This is a genomic window from Pyramidobacter piscolens W5455, assembly GCF_000177335.1.
GTDB classification, from domain to species: domain Bacteria; phylum Synergistota; class Synergistia; order Synergistales; family Dethiosulfovibrionaceae; genus Pyramidobacter; species Pyramidobacter piscolens.
The window spans coordinates 1-12393 of the sequence record NZ_ADFP01000043.1; the positions used below are offsets into that span (position 1 = coordinate 1).

A 12393-nucleotide genomic window follows, 5' to 3' on the forward strand; every position below is an offset into this window, starting at 1 on the left:
GCATCGGCATCTCCAGACCGCAGGCCGGCTCCCGCACGATTTTGCGAGGGCCGGCCTGTCTTTTACGTCAGCGCCGCAGAGCGTCGACGCGATCAAGCTTCTCCCAACAGGGAAGAGGTTCGAGGTCGATGCGCCCCATGTGCCCGTAGGCGGCCAGACGGCGATATTGCGGCGTGCGCAGTTCCAGATCGCGGATGATCGCCGCGGGACGAAAATCGAAATTGGCGCGTATCAGCTCGGTCAGCTGTTCCTCGTTGAGCTTGGAGGTTCCGAAAGTCTCCACGTGCACCGAAACGGGGCGAGCCACGCCGATGGCGTAAGCCACCTGGATCTGACAGCGCCTGGCCAGGCCGGCCGCGACGACGTTTTTGGCGGCGTAGCGGGCCATGTAGGCGCCCGAACGGTCCACCTTCGTCGGGTCCTTGCCGGAGAAAGCGCCGCCGCCGTGAGGCACCATGCCGCCGTACGTGTCAACGATGATCTTGCGTCCCGTCAGCCCCGTGTCGGCCATCGGTCCCCCAAGGACGAAACGTCCCGTGGGATTGACGAGAATACGAGGATTCTTCATCAATTCTTTGGGCATAATCGGTTCGATGACATTCCGGGCGATCAAATCGCGCAGCTCTTCCAACGAAACCATTGGGCTGTGCTGCGACGACACCACGATCGTGTCAGCCGCGACGGCAACGCCATCGCGATATTCAAGCGTGACCTGGGTCTTGCCGTCGGGACGCAGGCAATTCAACGTCCCGTCCTTGCGCACGGCCGTGAGACGACGAGCCAGGCGCTGCGCCAAGGCAAAAGGCATAGGCAAGAATTCGGGCGTCTCGTCGGTCGCGTAGCCGATCATCATGCCCTGGTCGCCGGCGCCGATGCGATCGATCTGGTCATCGTCCATCTCCGACTCGCGGATCTCCATGGCTCTGTCCACGCCCATGGCAATGTCGCCGGACTGCTCGTCGATCTGCGTGAACACGGCGCAGGTTTCGCCGTCAAAGCCGAATTTGGCGCGGTTATAGCCCACGTCGAGCACGGCTTTGCGGGCGATGCCGGGAATGTCTACATAGGCCTTCGTGGTAATCTCCCCGGCGACGATGATCGCCCCTGTGGCGACCAGCGTTTCGCAGGCCACGCGGCTCATCGGATCCTGCGCGAGGATTGCGTCGAGCACGCCGTCGGAAATCTGATCGGCCAGCTTGTCGGGATGGCCTTCGGTGACCGATTCCGAAGAAATAAGGATTTTCTCCGCCATTACAGTACCTCCATTAAAGTTGAATGGTTATGCCGTCACGTGTCTTTCTCGGGATACAAAAAAAGAGCCTCTCCGCGAGGAGAGACTCAAAAGCCGCCGAGCGCGCTCCTCTCATCATCCGATCCGGCTCAATCGCAAAAGCCGGTCTCTGGTTTTGGCACCACACTCCCTTACGGGCAGGTTGCCGGGCGTCATCGGGCCAGTCCCTCAGCCACTCGCGATAAGAGTTTTACCGGTTCATTATACACAGCCCCATAAAGTTGTCAACCAAATAAAAGCGTAACAAAAGGGAGCTCGCGCCTCCTCGCGAGCTGCCTCATGTTGTCCGCGCCGGCGCAGGGCAGTGCGCCGGCGCGGAACGAAATCGTCACACGTCACGAAACGTCCGCGCGGAAGTTTTCATCCGCGAATCAGCCGTCGTCGCTCCCGCGCGTTTACGGCCTTCAGTTTTTTTTCGGCGCGCCTTTTTCGTGACGCCGGAATTATCGGCAGGTCATCTGCACGGCGCCGCGGAGGATTTCGATGCGGCTGCCGCCCGTTTCAATGATCAGCGTTTCCTCATCGGCCCCGACCACCGTCCCCTTCACGCCGCCGATGGTCACGACGCGGTCGCCGGTCTTCACGCGCCGCTCCATCTCATCGTGCTCGCGCTTTCGTTTCTTTCCCGGGACCAGGATGAAGAGATAATAAAAAACGATCAGGACGCCGACATAGAGCAGCGTGTAGTACAGGCCCTCGCGTGCCATCGTGAGGCGGCCGTTTTATCTGCCGAGATAATCTTCGACGATGGAGACGAAGACCGCCGAACCTTTCCAGAACACGTCCTCGTCGACGTCGAAGCGGGGGTTGTGATGGGGGCCGTCGGTGTGCTTTTCGCGGTTCGACGAGGACAGGAACATGAAAGCGCCGGGACGTTCCCTGAGATAGAAGGCAAAATCCTCGCCGCCCATGTTCGGCGCGGGAACGGAAGTGATCACGCCGTCCTCGCCCAGCACCTTGACCGCGGCGCCGGCCGCCAATCTGGCCATCTCGTCGTCGTTCACCACCGGCGCCGCGCCCCAGATCATCTCGTATTTGCACTCGGCGCGGTAGGATCTGGCGATGCCTGCGGCGATCTCGCCGATGCGTTTGCCAAGGTACTGACGCACCTCTTCTTCGAGCGCGCGCGTCGTCCCCTCGATCTCCACTTCGCCGGGGATGGCGTTGTAGGCGATGCCGCCGTGGATTCGGCCGATGGTGACGACCGCCGCTTTGGTGGAGGGCACCTCGCGGGCGACGATCTCTTCCAGTGCCAGCACGATGTTGGACGCGACGACGATCGGATCGACGCCCTTTTCGGGCGTCGATCCGTGACAGCCCTTGCCCGTTACGCGCAGTACGAAATGATCGTACGACGCCATGCAGCAGCCGGGCGTTACGATCACCGTCCCCGCGGGGATGTTGGGGTCGATGATGGTGCCGATGTGCATGCCGAACACGGCGTCGACGTGGGGATTCTCCATCACGCCTTCCTTGAGCATGATCTGGGAGCCGGTGCAGGTCTCTTCGGCCGTCTGGAAAATCAGCTTGACTGTCCCCTTCAGGCCGGCTTTGTTCTCGTTCAGCACCTTGGCGGCGCCTAGAAGCATCGTCATGTGCGTGTCGTGGCCGCAGGCATGCATCCGTCCCTCGTGCCTGGAAGCGAAGGGCAGCCCCGTCGCCTCCGTGATGGGCAGACCGTCCATATCGGCGCGCAGGGCGATCACTTTGCCGGGCTTGCCGCCTTCGATTAGGGCGACGACGCCGGAATCGAGCGTGTTCTTCTTATAAGGGATCCCCATCTTGTCAAGTTCCGCGCACAGCAGAGCCTGAGTTTCGGGAAGATCTTCCCCCAGTTCGGGGATCTGATGGAACCGGCGCCTCAGCGCCACAAGATCGTTCTGAAGCGATTTGCACTTTTCCCACATGGCAAAGAACTCCTTTCAGTTCGCATGGTGCGTCATAAAAAAATAGGGCGACAGCGCCCCGCCGCCCCATTTTCCTTCGAGACAGAGATTCGGCTTTTGCCCAGCGCTTATTTGAACGTTCCCAAACAGCCTAGGCCTTCTTCTCCATCACGTAGAACGCGCGGGCAATGGCGATGCAGCCGAAGACCGCCGCGGGGATCGTGACGTAGGCCGGGGTTTTGGCGAAGTAGATCAGCGCCAGAGGAATGGCGAGGCCGAAAACGGCGATCTTGGGATATTTGATCGCGAAGTTGCCGAAAGTGCCGCCGAAAATGGCGCCGGCCGCGTACTTGACGAAAGCGTCGGAGACGACCTTGGGCAGCACGGCGACGACGGACGCGCCGATGAACGCGGCCAGAAGGACGGCGATCAGATTGGTGACGATCGAGCCGCAGATGCCCAGCGTCGAGACCACTTCGGCCTGGAGCGTGCCGGCTTCGGTGTGCGTCGCGTCAAGAGCCTGAGCGGCGCAGGGCACGCGCATGTTGCCGATGTTGCCGGAAAGGAACACAAGATAAGAGCCGGAAAGCCCGATCACCGAGTAGTAGGAAATCGGCTCGACGAAATAGAACGCGCCGAACGAAGCGGCCACCAGCCCCCACGCCTTCAGGACCACGTCGAGGCTCGGCCAGCAGTTATAGGCGCTGCACAGCCACAGAACGGGCAAAAAGCTCATCGCCGCGGCGAGAAGGTTCGTCGGCGTGCCGATACGGATACAACCTTTTTTCCACTGAGCGTTCAGATCCATAGAAAAGACCTCCTTCATCCGTCCCGGTTACATCATCACGACGTCGTGGATCACGGCGCAGGCCATGCCGAAGAGCATGGCGATGCCGAGCGCGTATTCGCTGAGCTTGGGATGCTTCGGCACGACGCGCTTGACGAGGAAGACCATCGCCACGGCTCCGGTCAGCGCGGCGAGCATGTTGCCCGTGCCGCGGCGGATCTCGTTGCTGCACAGATAGCCGAAGACGCCCAGGGAAGCGGCGCCGCCGATCGCGGCAAGCCATTTCGTGTCGCCGCCGCCCATCTTCTCGCGGAGTTTTTCCAGATAAGGAGCGAAAAGCCCGCTGACAAGGAGCCAGCCGCAGCCGTTCAGCGCCATGGCGAACCAGGTGACGGCCATGACCTGAAGCGTAAAATTCTCCTTGCCCAGACCGCTGCCGGCCGCTTCGGCCGCCAAAGTGGCCGCCGTCAGCTCGGTGGGAGCCGCGCCGATGATGGACAGACGCAGCCAGGCCATGGGCGACCCGATCGTCGCCATCAGCCCGACCATGACGATAAAGACGCCGATCGCGGGGCCGATGGCCGAAATCAATCCAACGCGGAACGCCGTCCTAGTGATTTCGGGATCGATCTGCGCTTCGCGGGCCGTCCGTTTGGCCAGCCGGGTGAACAGCAGCGACTGGACCAGCGACACCACGACGGTGACGGCGCAGAGCGCCCAGACCATAGGCTGGTTGCCAATTCTCATAACTTCCTGCAAAGACTCCATGAAAACCGTACCCCCTCAAAAATGATTTCCATAAAATAAAACAGAACAACCTTTCGGGCTTTTTTGATAAAGCCCCGCGTCGGCCCTCCTCCTTCAGCGCTCACCGCCGACGTCTTTTACATCATAAATATTTCTTTCATATACATCAATGTTCTGCAAAGACAAAAAAACAGTATATTTTTTCATGGCGTCGAAACAAGTTCAACTATTTCACGCGATTTTTCGAAGCGCAACAAATTAATGTCCATTAAAATAGCCGCAGGGGGCTTTTTTTATTCCCCTGCGGCTTATTTTGTCTTCAAGAGACAATATATTGCGTCAATATTTTATCATTGCCCGGCCGTCAGAGCCGGGCAGTTTCCGTTACGCCTTTTTGTGCATGCGGTACAGCTTCAAGGCGATCATCACGTTGAGTCGGTCGCCGCTTTTGGACGGATCGATGCCGAGGATGTCGCAGATCTTCCGCCAGCGGTACTTGAGCGTGTTATAGTGAACGTTCATTGCCGTGGCCGCGTCTTTCAAGTTCCAATTGCAGCTCACCGTCGTCTGGAGCGTATTCAGCAGCGTGGCGCCGGCAGGCCGCTCATCGTTCAGAAGCGGCCCCAGATAACGTTCCATGAAGCCGCTGCCTTCGGGAGTACCGACCACGCCATACAGCAGTTTATAGACGCCCATTTCCGACCATGAGGCGATAACGTTGCCGCCCGTGCTGCGGCGCAGAAGTTCGAGTCCTTGCTGGGCCTGTCGGTAGCTTTCGGGGCAGTCGAAGACGTTGTTGCACGGATCGCCTACGCCGACTGTCACCGTAAAACCGGTTTCGGTCTGGATCACCTTCATCATATCGGCCAGAGTGCGCCGCAGCAGGTCGTTGAAGAATCCTCCCCCGTTTTCGTCGCCCGAAGGAAAGATAAAGACGATCGAGTCGCTCATCTCCGCATAGGGATATTTTCCGCCGTTAAGACGCGCCAGGAACGACCGGGCGATCGCGTAGATACGCGACTTGCTGTTTTCGATGGCGTTCACGCCCTGGCCGCCGGAAATGGCGCGGGTCAGGCAGCTCTTGTAGTTGTCGATATCGACGATGACCACGCGCTGAGGACCTTCAAGGTTCCAGTTGAAACTCTTGGCTCGATTCCAAGCCTCCTGCTCCATGCGGATGTTACGGGTGATCAGGTCCTGCACGAATTCGTTGCGATAACGCGATTCCACCTGATGCCGAACCTCGCGGCGCTGAAAGTACAGGAGCAGCGCGCCCTTGGCCTGATTGATCGGGATCTCCGACCAGCGGTCTTTGAGCTTTTCGGCGTCGGCGTCGAAAATGAGGTGTCCCAAAAGCCGGCCGTTGAGCATCACGTCCTCGTGGGGATAAAGATTCAGCACGTCCTTGAGCGGAAGCGTATCCAACGCCGCCGGCAGTTGCGGCGAATCGGAGAAAATGTACTTTCTGTCCGTCGCGAGATCCATGAAGGCCAGATCCACGTGCGTGAATTCGCAGAGCACCTGCATGATTTCCTCGATCTCCGCCGCCCGCACGCTGAGGCCGAAAAAGGTGTGGCGAACTTTTTCGGAGTATTTGAGCAGGCGCGCCTGGTCGTGAATGATCAGCGACTGCACCGGGTGAATGATGGCGGCAAAGGGGACGGAAATGGGAATGTCGATGATGGGGAATTTATGCTGGTCGGCCAGGTCGAGCACCGACTGGGGAACCTGTTTGATGTAGCGTTCGGTCTTGATGCCGATGCAGGTGGCCTGACGTTCGATCAGTTCGCGGACGAGCGCGAGCAGCTGTTCTTCCGTCTGAAAAGCGTAAGCCAGCGTGAGCACGCACTCGCCGCCGCGGATCCATTTCCACGAGTCAGGGGCTTCGATAAAGGTCGTGGTGGAAATTTCCCGGTCGAGCCCGCCAAATCCCGCCAGCACATGAAACCCCTTGAAAGACTCCAGGGCCAACGTTTCCCGCACAGTCGTCGTCATCGCTCAAGATCTCCTTATGCATTTCGAACTTGCGAACTTCATGCAAAGTATAGTACTATTATAGAGTTGAATTTTAAAGGTATCGTTTTCGCTCGTCATAAAGGGACGTCTGTTTTTGTTTTGCCGCCTTTGCGGCGGAAAAGCAGCGCGTCCTCTGCCGATAAGGACGAGTGTTTCAATTCTACATGAAAATTCTCTGAAGGCAAATTTGAGGAGGCTTCCCAGAAATTATGACTCTGCTCAAAAGTAAAATCCCGGCGTTTTTCGCGTTCGCCGCCGTTTGCCTTTGTCCCCCGGCGTGGGCGCTTTCGCAGAAGGAGTTCATGGATCTCTGTCTGAACGGCGACGCGCTGCAGGTCGCATCGGCCCTGAAAGACGAAGGGATCTCCGTCGGCAAAGCCGACGCCAAAGGCAACACGCCGCTGATGATGGCCGCTCAGGCCAAAGGCAAGGCCGCCGATCCCGACAAAATCAGGCTGCTCGTCAACGCCGGCGGCAACGTGAGCGCCGCCAACAAAGACAATCTGCGCGCACTGGCGGTCGCCGCCCAGGACAGCGACAATCCCGAGATTATCGTCGCCCTGGCCGCGGCCGGAGCCGATCTGGAAGAACGCGGCTCCCGCGGCTGGACGCCGCTCAGTCTCGCGGCGATGCGCAATCCCAATCCCGAGATCGCCGCGGCGCTGATCGACCTCGGCGCCGATCTCGCCGCCACGGATAACTCCGGCGCCACCCCGTTCATGCTGGCCGCGCGGGCCGGCAACGCCTACGAAGTTCTGATCACGCTGCTTGACGAAGGCGCCGATCCCACCGTGACCGGCGCCAACAAAAAGACGGCCTGGAGTTACCTGGAAAGCGGCAAAAAATACACTCCCGAACAGTTGGCCACGCTCAAAGAGCGCACGCAGCAAAAGAATGCTCCCGCCCCCATGACGCCGGAACGCTTCGCCAAACTCTGCCGCCGCGGTCTGGCACGACGCGTCGGTCTTTACCTCGAGGCCCGCACCGATCCGAACGCTCCCGTCGACGGCCTGACGCCGCTGATGTGGGCCGCGCAGTACAACGCGCACCCCGACGTCGTCGGCGTTCTCATGAAGTGGGGGGCCCGCGAGAACGCCCGCGACGACCGCGGGCGCACCGCGCTGATCCTGGCCGCCTCGACGAACGGCAATCCGAAAGTCCTTTCCGAGCTTCTCGTCCACGGAGCCCGCGTCGATTACCGCGACGTCGACGGCAAGACCGCCTTCGATTACGCCCAGGCCAATCCGGCGTTCGCCGCCGAGGATCTGCTGCTCCTTTCCTCCATCGCCGCAAGCGTAAACGAAGCGGAAGAGCGCGGCATCCAGATCGGCGCCGAGCGTCAGAAAAGCGTCGGCGGCCCCGCGGACAATCCGCGGATCGTGCCGCTCTATAAAAAAATAGCCGACGAGCAGAACGAGATCCTTCGCCTCACGACAGCCGCCGTCGAGTTGCGGAAAAAAGCCGACCTCGCCGCTCAGACGGCCGAAAACGCCCAAAAACGGCTCCAGACCGGCCACGAACTGTCGGAGCAGCAGAAAAGCCTGATCCAGCAGCTCACCGACAACCTCGCGGAACTCAAGGCCAGCCAGCGGCAAGAGCTGGAACTGAGCCGCGGGGACATCGACACGCTGACGGCGTTGTGGCAGAGCGAAATGCAGAAGAACCTCAAACTGATCGAAGAAAACAGGCTGGACTTCCAAAAGCGGAAAGGCGAAATCGACGCGCTCGCCGCTCGCCTGCAGGCCGCCGAAGCGCGATCGAACCGGTTGGCCGAAGAGAAAGCGGCCGCCGAAGCCAATTTCGGCAAAGAACGCGCCGAGGCGGAGAACAATTTGGCGGCGGTCAAGTCCCATCTCGAAGAAGCATACAAAAACGAAGTGGAGCGACTGAACGCCCAAATCCGCGCCGGCGAGGAAAAAAGCCGCCAGGCCGTTCAATATCAAAGCGTGGCCCTGTCCCAGCACCGACAGGAAGTTATCGACCTGAAATCTCGCCAGGCTCGCCTGCTTGAAGAAAACGCCCTGAAATACGAACAGCAACTGGCCGAGCTTAAAAATCGGCACGCCAAAGAACTGCAAGAAGTTACGCTGCAAAACGAACAGAAGCTTGACGCGAAAATCCGGGAAACCGTCGCCACCATGGAAGAACGACAACGGAACGCGCTCCTCCAGGAACAGAGCCGTCACGCCGTGGCGCTGGGCGAGCAGCAAAAGCGCCTTGAAGAAGCCCACGAGGCCAAAATTTCGGAGTTAAGCCGCCAGAAAGACGAAGAACTCCACGAGAAAACGGAAGCTGCCCTGCGGGAGAACTCCGCCCTGAAAAAACAGTTCGACGAGACGTTGGCCGTGCTGAACGCCAACTTACGGAAGGAACGCGAGATCTCCGCCGCTCTGGAAGCCGAGCTGAACTCGCAGAAAGACAAAGCCGCCCAAGATCTGGCCGAAGTTCAGGCCCGTCTGGACAGCCGTGAGAAACAGTTGCACGTCGAACTGAACGAGAAGCTGACAGCGCAGGACACTCGGCTCAAAGCCGCGTTCGAGATCGAAAAAGCCCGTCTGGAGACCGCTCACCGTCAGGAAATGTTCGATGCCGTTTCCAAGTTGGAAGCCCAGTATAACGACGAGCTGAACCGTCTCAGAACGAGCCACGGCGACGAATTGAACGAAAAAGTCTCCGCCCTGCAGCGCGCTTTCGACGTCGCGCAGGCCCAAAGCCGCGAGCTATTGGACGCAACTTTGGCCGCCGCCGAGACTCAAAAGCGCGCGGAAGCGGAAAAAGAGGCCGCGGCGACCAAGGCCGGCATCGAACAGGGCCGGCAGGAAGCCAGCCGTCTTCTCGAGACGGCCTACGCCCAGTCGCTTCGTCAGGCGGAACTCCGGTACGACAAAATGCTCAAGGAACAGCAAACGCAGCAGCAGATCGAGTTCGCCAGCTCCAGGGACGCCCTCAACGCCAAACACCGCCAAGAAATGGAACAGGCCGCCGCCCGGGCCGAGCGTGACGTGAAGAGCGTCCTGGCCCGCGCGGAACAGCAAAAGATGCAGGACGTGGCCGCGCTGCGCGCCGACTTTGCGCGGCGGCTGGCGGAGCGCGAACGCGAGCTGACGGCGCAGCGCGCTTCGGAAATCGAACAGGCACGGAACGCCGTCGCACGCGACGGCGAAAAACTGATCGCCGCGCTCAAGCAGGAATATGAAAAGCGCCTCGCGACCCTGCTGGCTCAGAAAGACGCCTTTCACGCCGCCGAGCTGAAAAAACTGGAAGCGATCCAGAAAGGCGCGCTCAGAGCCGCGGCAGAATCCCACCGCGAGCCAGAGCAGTCCGTGCTGGCCCAATCTGACCAGCCGCCGACCAAGACGAATTAGATTTCTCAAGCGCGGCGACAAAAGCCCCTGAAATCCGGCGCAGGCCGTTTCAGGGGCTTTTTCTCAAGGGACCGGCAGAACGTTACTCTTTGAACCACTTGTCGCGCAGGGCCGCCAGCTCGCCATTCTTGTCCATTTCCTCGATAACGCCGTTGACCGCGGCGGTCAGCGCCTCGTCCTGCTTGGGCATGGCGATGGCCTTGTCGGCGCCGGTGATCTGCTTGTTGAAAGCGACCGTGACCTTGCCGGCGAAATCCTTGGCCTGCACGTACTGCTTCGCCACGGGAATGTCCATCAGCGTCGCGGCGGCGCGGCCGAGCACGACCTCGCGCACGCAGTCGTCGAACTTTTGGAACGTCTTCACTTCCACGTTGCCGAGACTGCGCGCGAAATTCTCCTGCACCGTGCCGATCTGCACCGCCACGATCTTGCCGGCCAGTGCGTCGGTGTCTTGGGGCGGGTTTTCGATTCCAGTGACGAAAGCGCTGAAGGAGATCTCGTACGGAGCCGAGAAGTTGACGCGCTTGGCGCGCTCCGGCGTGGCCGACATGCCGGCGGCGACCAGATCGACCTTGCCCGACATCAGCGCCGGGATCAGCGAATCGAAAGGCATGTCGAGCCATTCGACCTTTTTGCCCAGCTTTTTGGCGACCGTCTCGGTCAGCTCGATGTCGAAGCCAACCAGCTCGCCTTTTTCGTTGCGCGACTCGTAGGGCGGATACGTGCTCTCCGTCGCGGCGACCAGCGTGTCCCTGTCCAGGGCCGACGCCGCGAAAGCGGCGCTTGCGGCCAGCGTCAACAGAGCGGAAAGCGCGGCGATACGTTTGAACATTTTAAAAACAACCTCCTGAGTGACGACAGATTTTTGTCGGACTTTTTTCGTCCTTGCGACGTATATTATTACTATTCAGTTCATCTGTCAAGCGCTCATTAAAAAATAGTTTATTGGTCTCGGCAATTCGATTTCTCCGTAGAAACGAGGTGGCTGTGCATGAACGAAAACGAGTTCGCCGCGCGCGTCGCCGCGCTCGGCGGCCAGCTTTACGTCGTCGGCGGCTGGGTACGCGACCGCCTGATCGGACGCCCCGCCGAAGACAGGGATTACGTCGTCTGCGGCCTCGACGCGGCAACGCTCGAGCGCGAATTCCAGGTCCGTGCCGTGGGGCGGCAGTTTCCCGTTTACCTGCTGGAAGTCGGCGGCCGCCTCAGCGAAGTGGCGCTGGCGCGCACCGAGCGCAAGACCGGGACGGGCTACCGCGGTTTCGAAGCGCGCTTCAGCCCCGACACGACCATCGAAGAAGATCTGTACCGCCGCGACACGCGCATGAACAGCATGGCCGTCCGCCTGCCCGGCGGCGAGCTGATCGACCCGTTCGGCGGGCGGGCGGACATCGAACGCAGAGTCATCAGCGCCACGTCGGAACATTTCCGCGACGATCCGGTCCGCGCGCTGCGCGCCGCCCGCCAGGCGGCCCAGCTGGGATTTTCCATCGCGCCCGGCACGGTCAGGCTGATGTCCGCTTGCCGCGAAGAGCTGGCGCTTGAACCGACCGAGCGCGTTTTCGCCGAGATGCGCAAGGCGCTCGCTTCCCCGCGCCCGGAACTTTTTTTCATCGCGCTGCGCGACGCCGGGATCCTCGACGCCGTTTTCCCCGAGCTGACTGCGCTTGACGGCGTGGAGCAGCCCGCGAAATATCACCGCGGCCTCGACGCCTTCGAGCACAGTTTGGAAGTTCTGCGCCGCACGGCCGCGCTGACGCCACGCGCGGCGACGCGCTTCGCCGCCCTCGTCCACGACCTCGGCAAGGGATTGACGCCGCGGCAGGAATGGCCGCATCACATCGGGCACGAAGAACGCGGGCTGGCCGCGCTGGAACGGCTCGACCGCCGCATGACGCTGCCGCGGCCGTGGTATCATTTCGCCCGCTTTGTGATCGCCAATCACATGCGGCTCCCCCGCCTGCGCCGCCCCGGCGCGATCGTTGCGGTCATCGGGGAGATGCGGCACGGAGGCTTCGACGCGGCGGAAGTCGCCGCCGTGATCCGCGCCGACCACGGAGATCTTCCCGACTTTCTGCGGCGCTACGATCTTTACGTCGCCGTTCTCGACGAAGAACGCGCCCGGCTGGAGTTCCCCGCCGATCTGCCGCCGCGGGAACGCGGCCGGTGGCTGAACGCTCGTCTGGCCGGCGCGCTGGCGCGCAATTTCGCTCCCGCGCGTGGCGAGGAGCGCTGAACGGCAGGGGCATCCTGCGCGGCAAGCGCGTCTGCCGCCAACAGTCCCGCGCTCTCTCGCGGCAC

The 12393-nt window shown here is 60.8% G+C and carries 9 protein-coding genes and 1 riboswitch; of the genes, 2 read left to right on the forward strand and 7 right to left on the reverse strand.

Features of this window, described 5'->3' with window-relative positions:
• Positions 1-67: 67 nt before the first annotated feature.
• The 6 genes from metK to HMPREF7215_RS02980 all read right to left on the reverse strand — a co-directional run bounded on the left by metK (position 68) and on the right by HMPREF7215_RS02980 (position 6706).
• Positions 68-1252, reverse strand: a complete 1185-nt coding sequence (gene metK / locus HMPREF7215_RS02955; RefSeq protein WP_009164148.1) for a methionine adenosyltransferase — start codon at positions 1250-1252, stop codon at positions 68-70.
• A gap of 108 nt (positions 1253-1360) precedes the next feature.
• Positions 1361-1479, reverse strand: a riboswitch (SAM riboswitch).
• A 255-nt stretch (positions 1480-1734) separates the two neighbouring features.
• Positions 1735-1998 carry a preprotein translocase subunit YajC gene (yajC, locus tag HMPREF7215_RS02960; protein WP_009164151.1) on the reverse strand — a complete coding sequence of 88 codons (264 nt, stop codon included), beginning with the start codon at positions 1996-1998 and terminating at the stop codon, positions 1735-1737.
• Positions 1999-2013: 15 nt separating this feature from the next.
• Entirely contained in the window at positions 2014-3198 is a 1185-nt protein-coding gene (locus HMPREF7215_RS02965) for a M20 metallopeptidase family protein (RefSeq protein WP_009164152.1), read from the reverse strand.
• Positions 3199-3328: 130 nt separating this feature from the next.
• On the reverse strand, positions 3329-3985 hold the full coding sequence (locus HMPREF7215_RS02970) for a hypothetical protein (protein ID WP_009164153.1): 657 nt from the start codon (positions 3983-3985) through the stop codon (positions 3329-3331).
• Between the two features lie 27 nt (positions 3986-4012).
• The gene (locus HMPREF7215_RS02975) at positions 4013-4732 is read right to left on the reverse strand and encodes a DUF5058 family protein (RefSeq protein ID WP_009164154.1); all 720 of its coding nucleotides are present in this window, start codon (positions 4730-4732) and stop codon (positions 4013-4015) included.
• A 363-nt stretch (positions 4733-5095) separates the two neighbouring features.
• Positions 5096-6706, reverse strand: coding sequence for a PucR family transcriptional regulator (locus HMPREF7215_RS02980; RefSeq protein WP_009164155.1), 1611 nt, complete (start codon positions 6704-6706; stop codon positions 5096-5098).
• Between the two features lie 230 nt (positions 6707-6936).
• Between HMPREF7215_RS02980 and HMPREF7215_RS02985 the strand changes: the two genes are divergently transcribed.
• Complete coding sequence (locus tag HMPREF7215_RS02985; protein ID WP_009164157.1) at positions 6937-10092, forward strand: ankyrin repeat domain-containing protein; 3156 nt, start codon at positions 6937-6939, stop codon at positions 10090-10092.
• Positions 10093-10174: 82 nt separating this feature from the next.
• Here the strand turns inward: HMPREF7215_RS02985 and HMPREF7215_RS02990 are convergent, their stop codons facing one another.
• Positions 10175-10924 carry a transporter substrate-binding domain-containing protein gene (locus HMPREF7215_RS02990; protein ID WP_009164158.1) on the reverse strand — a complete coding sequence of 250 codons (750 nt, stop codon included), beginning with the start codon at positions 10922-10924 and terminating at the stop codon, positions 10175-10177.
• A 159-nt stretch (positions 10925-11083) separates the two neighbouring features.
• Between HMPREF7215_RS02990 and HMPREF7215_RS02995 the strand changes: the two genes are divergently transcribed.
• Positions 11084-12328, forward strand: a complete 1245-nt coding sequence (locus HMPREF7215_RS02995; protein ID WP_009164159.1) for an HD domain-containing protein — start codon at positions 11084-11086, stop codon at positions 12326-12328.
• Positions 12329-12393 lie beyond the last annotated feature (65 nt).